Source organism: Actinoallomurus liliacearum (assembly GCF_039542035.1).
In the GTDB taxonomy this organism is placed as follows: Bacteria; Actinomycetota; Actinomycetes; order Streptosporangiales; family Streptosporangiaceae; genus Actinoallomurus; species Actinoallomurus liliacearum.
Genome location: NZ_BAABHJ010000039.1, coordinates 227,440 through 245,769 on the forward strand (window position 1 = coordinate 227,440; position 18,330 = coordinate 245,769).

An 18,330-nucleotide genomic window follows, 5' to 3' on the forward strand; every position below is an offset into this window, starting at 1 on the left:
AGTCGGGGTCGGTGTCGGAGTGGGGGTGTCACTGGCGCTCTTCGTCGGCGTCGACGATGCCGAAGGTGAGGAGTCCGTCGGTGTCGGCGTCGTCGTATCGGCCGCGAGGGCGGGTGGGGCGTTGCCGACGATCAGGACGATACCTGCGCCGAGAACGATGACCAGCGGGTTTCGTGCCGATCGTGCGAGCACCGCTCACAACCTCCCCATCGCACCGCAAAGACGCCCACCCCGGCTTACCCCGGCTCGGTGGTTATGAATCATGCGATCACGTGAAAGCCGATCAATCAACCGTGCTAACGAGGTTATATCGCAGCAACCCCTAGATGAGCTCTTGGTGAAGCCCGGTGATCTCGTCGCGAGCGACCCATGCCTGGTAGACGCCGATGTCCACCCGCTCCAATTCGAGAGCGGCGGCGACGGGGGCGCGGCCGCCGCTGTACTCGACGCGTACCCAGCCGTCGTGTTCGCCGATGACGACGAACGGCTCTCCGCGCCAGGTGCAGCGGGTCCGCAGGTAGCGCAGGCTCTCGACCTCGTCCTCGCGGACGATTCGCAGGAACCGGCCGGGCCCTATCTCGGTGAAGCCTTCCGCCGGGCCGGCGGAGTACAGCCGGACCTCACCGTCGACACCGGGCACGGCGTCGTAGTCGCCGCCCTGCCATCGAGCGACGTAGCCGTCTCTGTTCACTTCTCGTTCTCCCACACGAGCCGGTCCGCGTCGTACCTCGCGACGAAGCGCTCGGACCCGTCACTGCTGATGGCGTACATCTCCGAGCCGTGCGGCAGCCGGAAACTCTCGACCTTGTACTCGGGGATGCTGCCCGCGCTGCCGGAGGCGAAGCCGTCTCCGGTGAACGGCGGGGCCTCGACGACCCAGCCGTCCTCGCCCCACTCCTTGAGCGCGTCTTCGGACGTGCCGCCGAAGGGCGTGCGGTAGAGCCCCGCGCGGTACGCGGGCCACCGGATGACGTGCACCTCGGGGTCGTCGCCGGTGAAGGGCGCCCCGTCGCGGATCAGGCCGAGGCATTCGTACAGCCGACGCGGCGTGTTGAGGTCGATGACGTCCGGCACGCGGTACACGAAGCCGGCGACCCGGTCGTACGCCTTCTCGAGGTACCAGGGGACCTGGTCGTGGGCCACGACCTTCTGCATGATCGTGAACCCGCTCTCCGCGACGGGCGGCGCGGCCACGGGGGGCTGCGGTGCCGGTTCCGGGAGCGGTGCCGCCTGTGGTTCGGCCGGCGGTACCTCGGCCGGGGCGCTGGGCGCCTCAACGACCGCCGCGGGCTCCGGCTGCGGCGTGACCGTGGCCTGGGGTGCCTCTGCCGCCGTGTCCTGCGGGACACCGCCGGGCGCCGCCTCGGGCGGCGGCGCGGCGGACCGGCCCGCGATCGCGGCGATCTCCTCGGCGGACAGCGCGATCTCGATCGGGGTGCCGGGGTTCACCGACACGTCCCAGCTCGGCTCCGGCCACGCGGCGATGAGGTCGGTGAACTTCGGCATGACGAAGCCCGTCGTGCCGACCGCCTCCTTCATCCAGTCGAAGGAGGTGAACACGAGCAGAGACGTTCGGCCGCGGACCGGGACCGCCGACCACGGGAACGCCGGGTCGTTCGGCGGAGTCTGCACCGTCGGCGGCGTACGGCTCCACACGGGCAGGAACACCGATGCCTCGAGCAGCGCGGTGAGACGCATGGCCGGGTCGTTCCGGGCCTCGAACAGCCGCCGCTCGGCGTCGTTCTGCGCCGGGAAGTCGCTCGTCAGCCGCTCCGCTGCCGCGTCGTCGACCTGCCGTGACAGGGCGATGATGCGCTCGCCGGGGATCGTGGCGCCGATGGGGGAGCCGTCGTTGATGACGAGGTCCCACGCCGGGTCCGGCCAGAAGCGCAGGACCTTGGCGAGGTCGGACAGGACGAACGGGTGGCCGCCCATCGCCTCGCGCATCCGGCTCGGTCCGGTGAACAGCGGGACGACGGTACGCCCGCCGGACTCGCGGGTGTACCACTGGAAGCCCGGCCGCCCGGGGCCCAGCATGAGGTCGCCGCCCTCCACCATGGGCACCCAGATCTGGCGAACGCCCAGGAGCGTCCGGAGGAACCCGTCCCGGTCGTCGCGCGCGGCGGCGTCGTGCAGCAGGCGCTCTTCCTCGTCCAGCGGGACGAACTCGGCGCCGGCCGTGAAGTGGGGAGTGAGGGGCGCGTCGGAGGACGGCACCCGGGCGGCCGCGTCCGGGGGCGGTTCGGCGGCGACGGCCGTCTCGTCGGGGCCGGCGGGCATCGGCTCGTCACCGGAGATGACCGGTTGCGGCGCGGTCTCGGCCAGGGGCGGCGTGCCGGGTGCGGGCGGAACCGCGCTCGCCGTGGCGTACGAGAGGTACGGCCGCGTGCCGTCCCCGGACGGCGGCGAGGTGTCCGGACCGGGCGCCGGCGCGGGACCGTCCGGCGGCGCCGAGGGAATGCCAGGGTCGGGCGCGTCCGGCGCGGGCGGCGTTCCGCCGGGTACGGGCTGATGCACGTCCGGCCACGAAACCGTCGGCACGTCTCCGGCCGGTCTCGGAGCGAAGCTCGGATCCGGGCTCTGCGGCTCGGCCGGTTGTACGGGCGCGGGGGCGGTCTCCGCGGCGGGTGGCGCCGGCGGGGCGGCGTGCTGGTCGGCCGGCGCGGGCTGCGAGCCGGGTGCGTCGTACACGCCGGACGCGGTGTGCACGTCGATGATCGTCGCGGGCCAGGCCGTGGTCGGCTGGGAACCGGCCTCGTCGCCGCCCGGCGCGGCATGCGCGCCGGTGGCCGGGCCGCTTCCGCCCGGGATCGCGTGCGAGCCGAGACCACTGTCCTGGCCGCCGGGCGCGGGGTAACCGCCGGTGGCCGGGCCGGTCCCGTCCGGGATCGGGCGCAGGTCGAGACCGGTGTCCTGACCGCCGGGTGCGGGATAACCGCCGGTGGCCGGGTCGGTCCCGCCCGGGGCCGGGCGCGGGTCGAGATCGGTGTCCTGGCCGACGGGCGTGGGGTAACCGCCGGTGGCCGGGTCGGTTCCGCCCGGGAGCGCGTGCGGGTCGAGACCGGTGTCCTGGCCGCCGGGTGCGGGGTGGCCGCCGGTGGCCGGATCGGTCCCGTCCGGAGCCGGGCGCGGGTCGAGACCGGAGTCCTGAACGCCCGGCGCGGCGTACGGGCCGGTGTCGTGGCCGCCCGGTGCGGCGTGCGCGACGCCTTCGGCGTCGTGCCCCGCCGGGGCGGTGCCGGGCTCCGGAGCGGGGACCGGCTGAGCGGCCGGGGTGGGAGCCGCCTCCTGAGCGTGCGGTCGCTGCTCGGCCCTCACCTGGTCCGCGGTGATCTGGTTGAGGAACCAGGCGGGCAGGTAGGCCTCGATCGGCATCCCGGAGTTGACCGCGAGCCACCAGTCGGCGTCCGGCCAGGACTGCGCCATCTCCACCAGCGACATCCGTACGAATTGCTCGTAGCCGGGGCCGAGGTGGCGGCGCGCCGACTCGACGGACGTGTAGGCGAGCACATGGGTGCGCCCCTCGTGGACGCTGGTCGGCCACGTGAACGCGGGCTGTCCGGAGGCGTCGGGCTCCGTCTGCGGCACCGGGACGACGAGCTCGGCCACGCTCAGCAGCCTGAAGTAGGCGTTCTGGTCCCCGGCGCGCAGCACCTCGCCAAGCTGCTGCTCCAGTTGGTTAGCGGGCTCCCATGTGTCGGTCATTGGCCACCCCCCGGAAGCTCTTTGCACAAGGTGTCCACCGTACCGGGAGCAAACCGGCGGTGCGCACGAGTACCACCAGTCGACCGGACCAATCAGGACTAATCGGTATCATTCGCCCCTTTTGGCAACGTTACACGCTGCTGTCTCACCAGTGAGCTGCCGCCCCCCGCACGGGCCCGCCTCCTGCGGTCTTGCCGCCGGCGAACCCGTCTCCTGAGAGCCGGCCACGCCCGGCTGGCCTCATCCGGCCGATCTCACCGGTCGGCCGCACCGAGCCGCCCACACCCGGCCGCCCACACCCGGCCGGCCTCGGAGACAGGCCGCACCGGGTCGGCCTCAGTGGGGCGGCCTCAGTGGGACAGTCGGCGCAGGGCGGTCAGCAGGCGGTCGATGTGCTCGTCCGTCGTGCCGATGCCGATGCTCGCCCGCAGGGCGGTGCCGTCACCGTCGTCGCAGCCGCCGTCTCCCGCGCCGACCAGGCGCCGGACGAGGGGGTGCGCGCAGAACTTCCCGTCGCGGACGCCGATGCCGTACTCCTCGGAGAGCGCCGTGGCGACGGCACGGGACTCGCGCCCCTCCACGACGAACGGCACGATGCCGACGCGCGGATGCCGGTCGCCCCACAGCGACAGCTCCCGTACGCCGGGGATCGCCGCCAGCCCCCTCCGCAGCCGCGACAGCAGCCGCTCCTCCTCCGCGACGAGGGCGTCCCAGTCGGTCAGCGCCTCGCAGGCGGCGGCGAGGGCGACGACGCCGAGGACGTTCGGCGTGCCGGCCTCGTGCCGCTGCTGCGGGTCGGTGGACCACGTCACGTGCTCGCCGACGCTCGCGGTGGCGCCGCCGCCCAGCAGGTACGGCTCCGCGGCGCGCAGCCAGTCGGCGCGGCCCACGAGGCAGCCGGCGCCGAACGGCGCGTAGAGCTTGTGCCCGGAGAAGGCGACGTAGTCCACGTCGAGCGCGCCCATGTCGAACGGCCGGTGCGGGACGAGCTGCGCGGCGTCCACCGCGATGCGGGCGCCGTGCGCGCGGGCGACGGCGGCGAGCTCGGCGAGGGGCCACAGTTCGCCGGTGACGTTCGACGCGGCGGTGACGACGAGCAGGCGCGGCCCGGACGGCGCCGCGGCGAGGGCCTCCCCGGCGGCCGTGACGGCCGCGGTCGGGGAGTCGGGGGCGGCGAGCCGTACGACCCGGTGGCCGCGCCCCCAGGGCAGCAGGCTCGCGTGGTGCTCGGACTCGAAGACGACGACCGTGGTGCCGTGCGGCAGGGCGTGCGCGAGGAGGTTCATCGCGTCGGTGGTGTTACGGGTGAACACCACGGCGTCCCGGTGCCAGGCGCCGACGAACTCGCGTACGACGCGACGGGCGCGTTCGTACCGGTCGGTCGTCACCTGCGACGCGTAGCCCGCGCCGCGGTGCACGCTGCTGTAGTAGGGGAGGGCGGCGTCGAGCGCGTCGCGCACCGCCTCCAGACAGGGCGCGCTCGCCGCGTAGTCGAGGTTCGCGTACGAAACGGTGCGCCCACCGGCCACGGGGACGGGAACGCCCGCGCCGACGACACGAAGAGTGGGACGGGCGACGGCGGGCAGATCGAGGACAGCGGACAACACGCACCTCCAGCGGGGTCTGGGACCCCACGAGGGGTCCGCGCTTGTCCGGCACGGTCGTGCCGAACCCGGTCATCACCCGGGGCACCCCGCCACGGACGGAGGGTTGCCGGCCAGCAAGCCGGGGCTCAACGCTGGCACTCGTGACCTGATCGGGATTATAGAGCACCGTCCGGACTCTGCCTATTCGCGATCACATGACCGCTTCCGTGCGTCTAATACCGGCAGGAAACGTCGAAGGGAGCGGGTAATGCGGAGTGGATGGCGGTGGCCGGTGGGGGCCGCGCTGGTGGCGGTGTGCGCGGCCGGCTGCGCCGTCGGGACGAACAAGGGCCAGGTGTGCGACGACGCCGTCAAGGCGGTCGGGACTTACAACGCGACGCTCAACCGCATCTCGCCGGACGACATCACCGGGTGGAAGCAGGCGGCGGCGACCCTCGCGGCCCGGTTCGACACGCTCGCCCGCGAGTCCGACGACCGGAAGGTCAAGCGCACGCTGAGCGGCATGGCCACGGAGTGGCGGGGCGTCAGCACCGGCATGACCCCGCGCGACATCTCCGGAATGCAGGCGGCCGTTCAGCGGCAGCCGGCCGCTCTGGCCAAGGCCTGTCACTGAGGCCGGCGGCGGCCGGCCACCCTGGCCAAGGGTCGTCACTGAGGGTCCGAGCGCCCGCGGGCGCTCGGATCGCTCACTCCGAGCCGGAGTCGTACACCCGGCCCGTCGGCTGGCCGGTCGGCGGGCCGCCGGGGGGCGGGCCGCCGGTCGGCGGGGGCGACGGGTGCGTCGGCGGCGACGGGTGCGTCGGCAGCGTCGGCCGAGTCGGCCGGGGCCGCGAGAAGGTCGGGTACGGCCGCGGCTGGGCGGGCGCGGTGTACGACGGCCACTGACGCTGGCCGACGTACACCGAGGGGTCGCCGAACTGCTTCACCGACATGTTCTCATCGGCCTTGACGAGGTAGTCGTGCCAGATCTTGGCCGGCAGGTCGCCGCCGTACGCGGAGTAGCCGGGTAGGCTGAGCGCCTTGTTGTCGGTCCGGAAGACGGCCACCGAGGTCACGAGCTGCGGGATGAACCCGTTGAACCAGACCTGCTTGCCGCTGGACGTGGTGCCGGTCTTGCCGGCGGCGTTCCGGTCGGGCAGCGCGGCCCGGTAGCCGGTGCCGTTGTCGACGACCTTCTGCATGGCGTACGTCGCGTCACGGGCGACCTGCTTGCTGAAGACCCGGGTGCCGTCGGTCGGCTCGGTGCGCTTCTTGCCGTCGCGGTCGGTGACCGACCGGATGACGTGCGGGGCGTGGTACACGCCCTCGGAGGCGAAGGCGGCGTACGCGGCGGCCTGCTGCTCCACGCTGACGTCGATGACGCCGAGCGGGAACGTCACGGCGGTGTTCGCCCCGTTGGCGGTGAGCTGCGACTCGGGGATGCCGAGCTTCTCCGCCATCTTCATCACCTTGTCGTTCCCGATCTTCTGGGCGATGTTGACGTAGGCGGTGTTGATGGACTTCTCCGTGGCGGTGACGAGGTTAACCGGGCCGAAGTCCTCGTTGTTGTCGTTCTGGATCGGCTGGTTGCTGCCGTCGAACGTCTGGTCGTTGCTGCCGTCGACGTAGTCGTCCAGCGACATCCCGTCGTCCAGGGCCGCCGCCAGCACGTACGGTTTGAACCCCGACCCCGGCTGCACCTTGGCGTCGAACGCGGAGTTGAACGCCTGGTCCAGGTAGTCCTTGCCGCCGTAGAACGCGTTGACCTCGCCGTTGGACGGGTCGATCGACACCAGGCCCGCCATCACCTTCTTGGAGACGCCGGAGGGCATGGCGTCCTCGACCGCCTTCTTGGCGTCGTCCATCAGGTGCTTGTCGAACGTCGTGCGGACTCTCAGGCCGCCCTTGGCGATCTGGTCGTCGGTGTAGCCCATCCGCTTCAGCTCGGCCTTGACGAGCTCGTAGACGTAGCCCTTCTGGCCGCCGTAGATGTCCTTCGTCTTGTACTTGACCGGCGTGGGGAACCGCATGGCCGCCGCCTCCTGCGGCGTGATGCTCTTCATCTGCACCATGCCGTCGACGACGTACTTCCAGCGCGCCTGCATGTACGGCAGGGCGCCCTTCACCGACAGGTCACCGGCGTAGGTCGGCACCTGGATGGCCGCCGCGAGGTACGCGCCCTCGGCCGGGGTGAGCTTCTGGACGTCCTTGCCGTAGTACGCCTGCGCGGCCGACTCGATGCTGTAGGAGTCGCGGCCGAAGTAGATGGTGTTGAGGTAGTTCTGGAGGATCCAGCTCTTGTCCTTCTCGCGCCCGACCTTGAGCGCGATCATGATCTCCTTGAGCTTCCGCGACGCGGTGCGCTGCTGGCTGAGGCCGCTGTAGTAATTGCGGACCATCTGCTGGGTGATGGTGGACCCGCCCTGCAGCGACCCGCCGGTCGCCGTGGCCCAGAACGCCCGCGCGGTGCCCTTGAAGGACACTCCGGGGTCGCTGTAGAAGCTGCGGTTCTCCGCCGAGATGACGGCGTCCCGGACCGGCTTCGGCACCTGGGACAGGGGCACCGGCTGGCGGTTCTTGCCGGTGCGGAGCAGGACGCTGCCGTCGCTGTAGTAGAAGACCGACGCCTCCTTCACGGCGTCGGGCTGCGCGGAACTCGGGACCGGCGTCATCAGGTAGGCGACGACGAACGCGGCGACGGGCAGCAGGATCAGCACGCCGAGGACGTACGTCGTGCGCCGGAGCCACTTGGCCCGCCGGCTCCGCTGCTTCTTCGGTTTCTTCGGCGGCTTGGACTTCTCGCCCTCGGGCAGGGCGTGCACGGCGGTCATGGTCGACGGGCTTTCGCCGACCATGACCGCTGACGGGCTGCCCGCCGTGGATCGCACGGCCAGGTCGCTTCCAGGTCGAGGGTCGGTGTCGGGTCGAGTGGCGTCATGGTGATCAGCGGCTCCGGACTCGACGGGTGTTGCCGATTCGGCGGCGCCGCGCGGATCGGCCGCGTCCTCCGGTCCTGCCGCGGCCTCGAGCCCGTCGGCGCCTCCATTGTTGGACGCGCCGGACGGCTCGGAAGTTGGCGTAGACCCTGACTGCGTTGCGAATTCACCGGCGTCGACGCCGGTGTCCTTGTCACTCACTCGTCCCCCGTGACCTGCGTGAACCCTCGAACTTACCGTTAGGGTCGCGCGGTACGGATCGGCGTTCCCGGCGTTCGGGGGCTTGACGATCCTATGCCACGGAGGATAAAGAGCCCGTCAGCCCCTGGTGACCACCGTGCCGATCAACCGCGCCACCTCACGCGCCACGGCGTCCCGCCCCGGCGCCAGATATTTTCGGGTGTCCACAACCGTCGGATGGTCGGCCAGATATGCCCGGACCGCGTCGGTGAAAACCTTGTTGAGGTGTGTGGCGATGTTCACCTTGACGATCCCCGCCTCGACGGCGCGCGTCAGGTCGGCGTCGGGCACGCCGGAGGATCCGTGCAGGACGAGTGGCACCGGTACGGCGTCGCGGAGCCGCGCGATGAGGTCGAGGTCCACCGACGCGGTCCGGTCGGTCATCGCGTGCGAGGTGCCGACCGCGACCGCGAGCGCGTCGACGCCGGTCGCCGCGACGAAGCGGGCCGCCTCCTCGGGGTCGGTACGCGCGCCGGGCGCGTGCACGCCGTCCTTGCCGCCCACCTCGCCGAGCTCCGCCTCGACCCACACGCCGTGGTCGTGGCAGTGGGCGGTCATCTCGGAGGTCGTGGCGACGTTGGCGTCGTAGTCCAGCGCGGACGCGTCGAACATCACCGAGCCCAGGCCGAGCCCGACCGCCTCCCGTACGAGCTCGGGGGAGGTCGCGTGGTCCAGGTGCACGGCGACGGGGACCTTCGCGGCGCGCGCCGCAGCGAGGCAGGCCACCGCGATCGGCTCGAGGGCCGAGTGGTAGCGCACGGCGTTCTCGCTGATCTGCAGGATGACCGGACGGCCCGCCGCCTCGGCCCCCGCGATCAGCGCCTCGGCGTGTTCGAGCTGGATGACGTTGAAGGCGCCGACGCCCTGCCCGGCGACGACGAACTCTCCTGCGGAGACGAGAGGCATCTGCGGAATCCTTCGTAGGCGGCGGGATCGTAGGAACCCGCGACGGGGGCGAGTACGGCCGCGGCCGACAGGGCGGCGGCGTCCTTGAGCAGGTCCGGCCACGGCGTTCCGACGCCGGCGGCGAGCGCGGCGACGACCGAGTCCCCCGCGCCGGTCGGATTGCCGCTGACCACCCGCGGCGGGGGCACGCGGTGAACCTCGTCACCGGTGACGGCCATGAGGCCGTCGGCGCCGAGCGAGACGACGACGGCGCGCGCCCGCAGCGCCCGTGCCCCCGCAACCGGGTCGTCCGTGCCGGTCAGCTCGGCCAGCTCGGCGGCGTTCGGCTTGACGGCCCAGGCGTACGGCGCGGCGTGCCGCAGGGCCTCACCGGACGTGTCGACGATGACGGGCACGTCGCGCCGGGCGAGCCGGGCGACGGCGTCCTGCGGTACGCCCGGTGGCAGGCTGCCGGAGATGACGACGACGTCGGCGTCGGGGATGCGGGCCTCGAGGGCCGCCCACTCCTCCGGGGTGACGACCGGGCCGGGCTCGTTGAGGAGCGTCGCGTCACCGCCGGCGACGACGGTGACCGTACGGCGGGTCTCCCCGGCGATGGGGACCAGGTCGTGCGCCAGCCCGGCAGCGTCGAGGTCGGCGCGGACGGCGTCGCCCGTCGCCCCGCCGGCCAGGCCGAGGACGAGGACGTCGTGGCCGAGCGACCGCAGCACGCGCGCGACGTTCACGCCCTTGCCGCCCGCGCGGGTGTGCACGGCCTCGACCCGGTGGGTGCCGCCCGGCCGCAGCTCCGGCACCTCGTACGTCACGTCGAGCGCGAGGTTCGGCGTGACGGTGACGATCACGCCGTCACCACGCTCTGGACCCGGAGGTCCGTGTCGAGCAGCACCAGATCGGCGCGCAGCCCGGGGGCGATGGCACCCCGGTCCGTGAGACCGAGCAGCGTGGCCGGGGTCGTCGAGGCGAGGCGTACGGCCTCCTCCAGCGCGACACCGGACGCCCGCACCGTCCGCCGGAAGATCGCCGCGGTCGTCGCCGTGCTGCCGGCGATCGAGCCGCCCTCGGCCAGCCGGGCCACGCCGTCGCGCACCTCGACGTCGAGCCCGCCGAGGGTGTACTCGCCGTCGGACATGCCCGCCGCCGCGATGGAGTCGGTGACCAGCGCGGTCCGCGCGCCGCCCGCGACCCGGGCGACGTGCGCCACGATCGCGGGGTGCAGGTGCACGCCGTCGCCCACGAGCTCGACGACGACCTCCGGCGCCTCGAGCAGCGCGAGGATCGGTCCCGGCTCGCGGTGGTGCAGCGGCCGCATCCCGTTGAACAGGTGGGTGGCGACCCGCGCGCCCGCCCGTGTCGCCTCGACCGCCACCTCGTACGTCGCGTCGGTGTGCCCCACGGCGGGGACCACCCCGGCGTCGCGGACGCGGCGCACCGCGTCCAGGCCGCCGTCGAGCTCGGGCGCGAGCGTCATCATGCGGACGTTCGGGACCTTGAGCAGCCGCTCCACGGTCGCGGGGTCGGGGTCGCGCAGCAGCGTGGGGTCGTGGGCGCCCTTGCGGGCGACGGACAGGAACGGCCCCTCGTAGTGGATCCCCGCGAGTACGCCGTCGTCGGCCAGTTCGGCGAGCACGGCGGCCCGGCGTTCCAGCTCGGCGGGGGACGCGGTGACGAGGCTGGCGACCAGCGTCGTGGTGCCGTGCTCCAGGTGGAACGCCGCCGCCCGTACGCACTCGTCCGGGTCCGCGGAGTCGAACGACGCGCCGCCGCCGCCGTGGCAGTGGATGTCGACGAAGCCGGGGACGATCACGTGGGCGTGCTGGTCGGCGCGCTCCGGCCGGCCCTGTTCGACGTGCGTGATCCGGCCGTCCTCGACGCCGACCCATCCGGGTTCGAGGATCCCGCCGGGGGTGACGACCTTGTCCGCGCTCAGCACCGTCATCGTCGTCATCGTCGCTCCAATAGGTCGCGTGCCCACAGACCGGCTCCCACACACCCGGCCTCGTCGCCGAATGTCGCGATCGTAAGGCGCGGCCGGCGATGGAAGGTGAGCCGTCCGGCGAGGTCGTCGGAGAGCGGGCCGAGCAGGAGGTCGCCCGCCCGCGACAGGCCCCCGCCGATGACGATCACCTCGGGTGCGACGAGCGCGGTGGCGGCGGCGAGGGCGGTGCCGAGGAAGCCGATCGTCTCGGCCCAGATCGCCGCCGCGTCGGCGTCGCCCTCGCTCACCAGGGCCGCGACCTCACCGGCGGTCGCGTCCCGGCCCGTACGGCGGGCGTAGCGGCGGCCGACCGCCGCGGCGGACGCGACGGCCTCCAGGCAGCCGGTGCCGCCGCAGACGCACGGCTCGTCGACGCCGACGGACATGTGCCCGATCTCCCCGGCGTAGCCGTTGCCGACGCACAGGTGCCCGTCGATCACCATCGCCGCCGCGATGCCGGTGCCGATCGGGATGACCAGCGAGTTGCGGGCGCCCTGCGCGGCGCCGAGGCGTATCTCGGCGGTGCCCCCGGCGCGTACGTCGTGGCCGACCGCGACCGGCAGGCCGGTGCGCTCGGCGATCAGGTCGCGGAACGGGACGTCGCGCCAGCCGATGTTCTCCGACCAGGCGGCCACGCCGCGCTCGTCGTCGACGATGCCGGGCACCGCGAGGCCGACGGCCTGCGCGGTGCCCGCCTGCTCGACCAGCTCCGCCACGGTCTCCAGCACGGCGTCCACCGCGGCCTCGCCCCGCGGCGTGGGCCGGCGGAGGGCGGCGACCCGGTCGAGGCCGGGGGAGAGGACCGCTCCCTTCATCGACGTGCCGCCGACGTCGAGAGCGACGATCACTTCAGCACGACCGAGCGGGTCAGCGACCGCGGGCGGTCGGGGTCGAGTCCCTTCGCCTCGGACTGGGCGACCGCCACCCGCTGCGCGACGATCAGGTGCGCGAGCGGGTCGAGGTCGCTGGTCACGAACGTCGCGCCGGTCGCGGCGACGTCGTCGGCCAGACCCTCCGGAGCGGTACCGAACATCCAGGTCAGCCGGCCCGGCTGGGCGATGCTGATCGGGCCGTGGCGGTACTCCATCGCCGGGTAGGACTCGGTCCAGAGCTGTGCGGCCTCGCGCGCCTTCAGCGCCGCCTCGTCCGCCAGGCCGTTGGTCCAGCCCCGGCCGAGGAAGGTGATCTGCTCGGCGGCCACCCACTCGGGATCCAGTGGCTGGGCCAGCGCCCGCTCGGCGTCGTCGGCGGGCACGGCGTCGCCGATGGAGGCCCGCAGCAGCGCCAGCGCCGTCGTGGCGAAGCGGGTCTGCACCACGGACTTCTCGTCGGCGAAGTCGAGGATCACTTGCCGCGTTCCGGCGGCGAACGGCGCGTCGTGGATCGCGGTGATCGCCGTGACGTTCGGCAGGCGCTCGACCGCCTCGAGCACCTCGGTGGTGGTGCCGGACCGGCTGATGGCGACATACCGGTCGTAGTCGCGGCCGAAGGGGAGCTCCGAGGCGGGGAAGGCGTCGGTGACGCCCAGGCCCCGGCTCTCGCGCAACCCCGCGTACGCCCTGGCCATGTACAGGGACGTGCCGCAACCGAACACGGCGACCCGCTCGCCGTCACGGGGAAGTGCGTCCCGTGCGTCGGCCAGCCGGTCGGCCGCCAGCCGCCAGCAGGAGGGCTGACTCTCGATCTCGGCCAGTACGTGTTGCTGCGCCAATCCCGCCTCCGCGTTTGCTCGTTATTGAGCGATTCGTGCTTGCATCATGCACTAATGAACACGAAGTCGCCAACAGTCCTGAGCAGATGATGCGCGAGAGGCGGCGAACGGGTCAGTCGTCGTCCCGCGGATGGTGCCGGCTGAGGTCGCGCTCCAGGAGGGACAGGCAGTCGGCCACGCCGACCGTGCCGCCGGCGATCTCCGGCGACCGGCCGTCCTCCTCCGTCAGCCGGACCAGCGCCCGGTCCATCGCCGCCTGCGCGGCGAACAGGCACGGCGTGCTGTAGGTGGCGACGCCCACGCCGAGGTCGCTCAGGTCGGATAGCGAGACGTCGGTGGAAAGGCCGGCCGGAGCCGCTGGACGAAAGCCACCACGTCCGGCCAGGCGATGAAGTCGATGTCGGAAGGCCGTAGTACGAGGCGGCGAACCCGAACCCGAGCCCGAATCCGGAGACGGACAACCCGTCATGGTGGCGGGCCGCCACGGACGCCGAGAACATGTCGAACACCCCGATGAGCGGTGTGACCGATTCGGCGTCGATCGCGCTTCGGAGACGGTCTCCGGCCTCATTTCGCCGTGCCGACCGTACGGACCGGCCGGAATGCGCATCCATGTGTTCCCCCGTGTGCTCGTCCGAGCTCGGCGTCCCCGTGGCGACGGTCCTCGCGCCGTCCCGCGCCGCCCACGGTAAAGGCGCGGTAATGACGGCGGCGCTGGCGCGTCGGTAAAGGATCACTAACCCTGCACCGGAGATATCGCGGAATCGCCCGAAAGGCGGCTGAAAAATCTCGGGAAGCCGACTCCTGATCTGCCGATGGTGGCGGCGAAAGACGGGTTTGTCGGTGGTGTTGCCGACGTCCGTGGCTTGTCACTTCTGTGAGGACTGCGGCGGTCAAGGTGTGCGAATGTTGCGTAGATCACAAAGATACTCGCCAGTAACGTTCCGCTGACCCGCGATGTCAGGAGGAGGGTCAGATGGCGGAACAGGCCGTTGCGGTCGACACGAATGCTCCCTGGGGAGTGCGGATGGGCATCGGCGACCGAGTGATCGTGGGAATCTTCGTGGGGATTCCGTTCATCGCCGTGATCGTGTCCGTCGCCGTCCTGTGGGGCTGGGGCGTGACCTGGCACGATCTGGTGATCGGAGCGGTGATGTACGTGATCGCCGGGCACGGCATCACGATCGGTTACCACCGGCTGTTCACCCACAAGGCGTTCAAGGCCGCCCGCCCGCTGAAGGTGGCGCTCGCCGTGGCCGGCACGATGGCGGTCGAAGGCGACGTGATCACCTGGGCCGCCGACCACCGCCGCCACCACCAGTTCTCCGACCGGCCGGGGGACCCGCACTCGCCCTGGCGGTTCGGCAAGACCGTCCCGGCCCTGGTCAAGGGCATGATCTGGGCGCACGTCGGATGGACGTTCAACAACCCGAAGACCAACCAGCGCCGCTACGTCCCCGACCTGCTCGCCGACGCCGACCTGCGCCGGGTCGCGCAGTGGCAGCCGCTGATCGTGCTGTTCTCCTTCGCGGGTCCCGCCGTCGCGGGCGGCCTGTGGGGCTCCGGCACCTGGGACGGCGGCGCCGCCTGGTCGGCCTTCTTCTGGGCCGGGCTCGTCCGCATCGGCCTGCTGCACCACGTCACCTGGTCGATCAACTCGATCTGTCACGTCGGCGGCGAGCGGCCCTTCCGGTCTCGCGACCGGTCCGGCAACGTCTGGTGGCTCGCCCCGCTGTCGGGCGGCGAGTCGTGGCACAACCTGCACCACGCCGACCCGACCTGCGCGCGGCACGGCGTCCTGCGCGGCCAGCTCGACTCCAGCGCCCGGCTGATCTGGCTCTTCGAACGCCTCGGCTGGGCCCGAGACGTTCGCTGGCCGGACGAACAGCGGCTCGCCGCACGGGCCGGCGCCGACTGAATCAACCGAGTCGGCGGCATCCGCCGACCGAGCCCGCCCCCGTCGTGCAAGATCGGCCGATGAAGGGTGTGTTGACCGTGGCGAGGAGACAGGACACCGAATCCCGGCCGTGGCTGGCCGTCCCCCGAGGCACGGCCGCCTGGCTGCGTCCTCTCGTCGGGCCGCTGGCGGACGAGGTGATCGCCGAGATCGGGTCCCGGCTGCCCGAGTTCGACCGGCCGGAGGACGACGTCTTCCAGCACCAGCAACGGCTCGCGGTCGAGGGCGCGCTCCGCCAGTTCGTCGACCTGCTGGAGAACCCGCGCGCCCCCTGGGAGAGCATCGCCTCGGTGTACCGGACGATCGGGGCCTGGGAGGCCGACCAGGGCCGCAGCCTCGACGCGCTGCAGCGATCCCTCAGGGTGGGCGCCCGGCTGGCCTGGCGCCGGATCGCCGACCAGTGCGACTCGCCCGACGTGCTCGGCCCGCTGGCCGAGGCCATCTTCCTCTTCCTCGACGAGATCGCCGCCGCCGCCTCCGAGGGGTACCTCAAGGCGATCGGGCGGGCCGCCGGCGAGGTCGAACGCCGCCGGCGCAGGCTCCTGGGCCTGCTCCTGTCCGACCCGCCCGCGTCCCCGGAAGAGGTCGCGGAGGTCGCCCGGATCGCCGGCTGGGCCCTGCCCCGTACGGTCGCGGGCGTCGCGCTGCACGAGCGCAAGCAGGACCAGTTCACCCCGCTGACGCTTCCACCGGACGTGCTGGTCGACACCGACGGCCCGCAGCCGTACCTGCTGCTGCCCGACCCGGACGGCCCGGGACGCTCCCGGATCCTCGAGGCCATCGACGTCGACTGGATCACCGCCGTCGGCCCGACCGCCCCGCTCCGCTCCGCGGCGAACTCGCTGCGGTGGGCCCGGGAGGCCCTCGCCCTCGTCCGGCGCGGCATCATCTCCCCGGACGGCCTGATCCGCTGCAGCGACCATGAGGCGACGCTCGTCATCTTCCGCGACGAGGACTTCATCCGGAACGTCGCCGCCGGCCGGCTCGCCCCCCTCGACGCCCTGCGCCCCGCGCAGCGCGAACGCCTCGCCGAGACGCTCCTCGCCTGCCTGCAGCGCGGGTTCAACGCGAACGAGGCCGCCGAACGCCTCCACATCCACCCGCAGACCGTGCGGTACCGCCTCCGGCAGCTCGAGGACCTGTTCGGGGAGCGCCTGTACGACACCGACCGGCAACTCGCGCTCGAGATGGCGCTGCACGCCTGGCTCGCGCTCACCCGCGCCGACGAGGCCTGATCCCGCGGTCTCGCGAATCCCGGCTCGACCGGCGGGCCACCCACCGTCGTTGGCCGCCTTCGGACAGGAGACGTTGCGGCTACTAACGAGATACGTAGTGTGATAGTCATGTGACGGTGCGCTACAGGTCGGCGCACGCGCGTCTCGTCAACGGCAAGCCATGGAGACGGTCATGCTCGTGTTCACCCTCGCTGTAGCCGCGGCCGTCGGGGCCGTGTTCGCGGCCGCGTTCCTCTTCCGGAAGGCACGGCACGGCGCCGACGACCGGGGGCCGGGCAGCACGACCGCGGGTCACGCGGGCTCGATGCTGTCCTCCCTCTTCCTGCTCGTCTTCGCCATCGCCATCGTGGTCCCGTGGACGACGGCCGACTCCGCCCGGCAGAACACCCAGGCGGAAAGCCAGGCGATCGTCGACGCCTACTGGGCCGCCGCGGCGCTGCCCGCCCCGGCCGGCACCCAGATCCAGGCGTCACTCCGCGACTACGTGCGCTTCGTCGTCGACAACGAGTGGCACGTCATGGAGCAGGGGCGGCTCAGCCAGGAGGGCTGGGCGCGCCTGGACACGCTGCGCGCCCAGGTCACCGGCCTGCAGGTCTCCGGCAACAACGCGGAGACCGCCCGCAGCAGCCTCCTCGACCGCATCCGCGACATATCGGCCGCCCGCGGCCAGCGCGCGGTCGACGCCAAGAGCGCCCCGCCGAGGGGCCTGCTGGCACTCACCATCGTCACGGGGATCCTCGTCGGCGCGTTCCCGTTCCTCGCCGGGGCCCGGCCCCGGGGGACGGCCCTCATCCCGGCGGCCGCGATGGCCGCGATGCTCGCCGTCGGGGTCTACCTCGCGTTCGACATCTCCCACGTGTTCAACGGCGCGCTCCGCGTCAAGCCCGACGCGTTCACGTCGGCGCAGCAGGAGTTCCCCCGCATCCCCGAGAGCCGGTGACCCATGCGCGCACGCGGCATCAGCGTTCTTGCCACGGGTTCGCTCATCGGGCTCATGGCGAGCCCCGCCCTGGCCGACGACGGGACCCACTCCACCCGGTCCCGCACGCCCGGCCCGATGCACCGGGCCTCCGCCACTGAGTCCTCCGACGGCCCTCGCTCCGCGGGCCCGCCGACCGACGACGGGGCCCGCTCGGCCCGGTCCCGTACGCCCGGCGAGGGGCACCGGGCCTCCGCCACGGAGTCCTCCGACCGCGCTCTCCCCGCGGCCCCACCGGCCGACCCTGGAGCCCGTTCCAGGTCCCGGACGCCCAGACCGGTGCGCCGGGCCTCTGCCACGAGATCCTCCGAGGGTCCGCCCGCCGCGGCCCCGGCGGCCGACGGCGGGGCCCGCTCCACCCGATCCCGCACGGTCGGCGAGGCGGCGACCGGCGGCGGGGCCCGCTCCGGCCGGTCGCGCACGGTCGGCGAGGGGCGCCGGGTCTCCTCGGCCGATCCCTCAGACGGCCCTCTGCCGGAAGGCCCGCTCGCCAGGGGCCTCCTGGGGGGTCTGCTGTCCGGCGGCCCGGCCTCCGCCGACGCGCCCCCCGACGGCGCGGCGTCCCGGGGTCCGGACTCCGGCGGGCCGTCCGCCGCCGATCCCGCATGGCCGTCGTCCCCGTCATCCCGGCCCGCCACGCGACCGGCCCGTGAGGATCCGGCCGATCCGCGTGAGCCGCAGCCATCCCGTCCGCCCGGTCGGCAGGTCTCGGCGCGCACCCACCCCGCCGATCGCGTTCCCGGCCGATCCGGCACACCGGCCGGGCGGCGGCTCGCCGTGACAGGTTCCGGCAGGGCCGGGCTGCTGCCCGTCACCGTCGGGGACCCCGGGCCGCTCTCCGTCGCCGTGGGTGGTCTCCTGCCGCTCTCCGTCGCCGCGGGCACGCCCCGACCGGTCTCCGTCGCGGTGGGCGGGCCGCAGCCGCTGCTCGCCGTGACGCTCTCGGTATGCCTCGACCTGGACCTGCTGCACGCCCTGGACGTCCGCCTCGCCATCGGACCCTGCGGGCGCGCCGCACCACCGCCCCCGCCGCCCCCGGCACCGCCGGCTCCGCCGCCCCCCACCTCGCCGCCGGCGCCCTCGCCGCCGGCGCCCTCGCC

Annotated in this window: 14 protein-coding genes, 1 pseudogene and 1 riboswitch; of the genes and pseudogenes, 5 read left to right on the forward strand and 10 right to left on the reverse strand. The window is 73.0% G+C overall.

The window, feature by feature from the left end; genetic code table 11:
* Positions 1–322 precede the first annotated feature (322 nt).
* From ABD978_RS38525 to ABD978_RS38535, 3 genes are all read right to left on the reverse strand, one after another.
* A complete protein-coding gene (locus tag ABD978_RS38525) occupies positions 323–691 on the reverse strand; it encodes a hypothetical protein (RefSeq protein ID WP_345365671.1) in 369 nt (122 codons plus the stop codon).
* On the reverse strand, positions 688–3,705 hold the full coding sequence (locus tag ABD978_RS38530) for an SseB family protein (protein ID WP_345365673.1): 3,018 nt from the start codon (positions 3,703–3,705) through the stop codon (positions 688–690). Before ABD978_RS38530 ends, ABD978_RS38525 begins: the two co-directional genes overlap by 4 nt.
* A 350-nt stretch (positions 3,706–4,055) precedes the next feature.
* On the reverse strand, positions 4,056–5,309 hold the full coding sequence (locus ABD978_RS38535) for an aminotransferase class V-fold PLP-dependent enzyme (RefSeq protein WP_345365675.1): 1,254 nt from the start codon (positions 5,307–5,309) through the stop codon (positions 4,056–4,058).
* Positions 5,310–5,344: 35 nt separating this feature from the next.
* Positions 5,345–5,458: riboswitch (SAM riboswitch) on the reverse strand.
* Between the two features lie 101 nt (positions 5,459–5,559).
* Between ABD978_RS38535 and ABD978_RS38540 the strand changes: the two genes are divergently transcribed.
* Entirely contained in the window at positions 5,560–5,925 is a 366-nt protein-coding gene (locus tag ABD978_RS38540; protein WP_345365677.1) for a hypothetical protein, read from the forward strand.
* Between the two features lie 73 nt (positions 5,926–5,998).
* On the opposite strand, the gene ABD978_RS38545 is transcribed toward ABD978_RS38540, so the two are convergent.
* From ABD978_RS38545 to ABD978_RS38575, 7 genes are all read right to left on the reverse strand, one after another.
* A complete protein-coding gene (locus ABD978_RS38545; protein WP_345365680.1) occupies positions 5,999–8,122 on the reverse strand; it encodes a transglycosylase domain-containing protein in 2,124 nt (707 codons plus the stop codon).
* Positions 8,123–8,545: 423 nt separating this feature from the next.
* Entirely contained in the window at positions 8,546–9,373 is an 828-nt protein-coding gene (locus ABD978_RS38550) for a class II fructose-bisphosphate aldolase (protein WP_345365683.1), read from the reverse strand.
* Positions 9,283–10,215: a 1-phosphofructokinase family hexose kinase gene (locus tag ABD978_RS38555; RefSeq protein ID WP_345365686.1), complete on the reverse strand. Its 933-nt coding sequence runs from the start codon at positions 10,213–10,215 to the stop codon at positions 9,283–9,285. Before ABD978_RS38555 ends, ABD978_RS38550 begins: the two co-directional genes overlap by 91 nt.
* Positions 10,212–11,318: an N-acetylglucosamine-6-phosphate deacetylase gene (nagA, locus tag ABD978_RS38560; protein WP_345365689.1), complete on the reverse strand. Its 1,107-nt coding sequence runs from the start codon at positions 11,316–11,318 to the stop codon at positions 10,212–10,214. Before nagA ends, ABD978_RS38555 begins: the two co-directional genes overlap by 4 nt.
* Positions 11,315–12,196 carry an ROK family protein gene (locus ABD978_RS38565; protein ID WP_345365692.1) on the reverse strand — a complete coding sequence of 294 codons (882 nt, stop codon included), beginning with the start codon at positions 12,194–12,196 and terminating at the stop codon, positions 11,315–11,317. Before ABD978_RS38565 ends, nagA begins: the two co-directional genes overlap by 4 nt.
* Positions 12,193–13,059 (reverse strand): SIS domain-containing protein, encoded by an 867-nt coding sequence (locus ABD978_RS38570; RefSeq protein ID WP_345365694.1) that lies wholly within the window; start codon positions 13,057–13,059, stop codon positions 12,193–12,195. The genes ABD978_RS38565 and ABD978_RS38570 overlap by 4 nt, the downstream gene beginning before the upstream one ends.
* A gap of 112 nt (positions 13,060–13,171) precedes the next feature.
* The gene (locus tag ABD978_RS38575; protein WP_345365697.1) at positions 13,172–13,360 is read right to left on the reverse strand and encodes a hypothetical protein; all 189 of its coding nucleotides are present in this window, start codon (positions 13,358–13,360) and stop codon (positions 13,172–13,174) included.
* 675 nt (positions 13,361–14,035) lie between these two features.
* Here ABD978_RS38575 and ABD978_RS38580 point away from each other — a divergent pair.
* The 4 genes and pseudogenes from ABD978_RS38580 to ABD978_RS38595 form a co-directional block, all read left to right on the forward strand.
* Complete coding sequence (locus ABD978_RS38580) at positions 14,036–14,977, forward strand: acyl-CoA desaturase (protein WP_345365699.1); 942 nt, start codon at positions 14,036–14,038, stop codon at positions 14,975–14,977.
* Positions 14,978–15,036: 59 nt separating this feature from the next.
* The gene (locus tag ABD978_RS38585) at positions 15,037–16,251 is read left to right on the forward strand and encodes a PucR family transcriptional regulator (protein ID WP_345365701.1); all 1,215 of its coding nucleotides are present in this window, start codon (positions 15,037–15,039) and stop codon (positions 16,249–16,251) included.
* A gap of 172 nt (positions 16,252–16,423) precedes the next feature.
* A complete protein-coding gene (locus ABD978_RS38590; protein ID WP_345365703.1) occupies positions 16,424–17,191 on the forward strand; it encodes a bestrophin-like domain in 768 nt (255 codons plus the stop codon).
* Positions 17,192–18,007: 816 nt separating this feature from the next.
* Positions 18,008–18,330, forward strand: a pseudogene (locus ABD978_RS38595) (hypothetical protein); the annotation flags it as partial.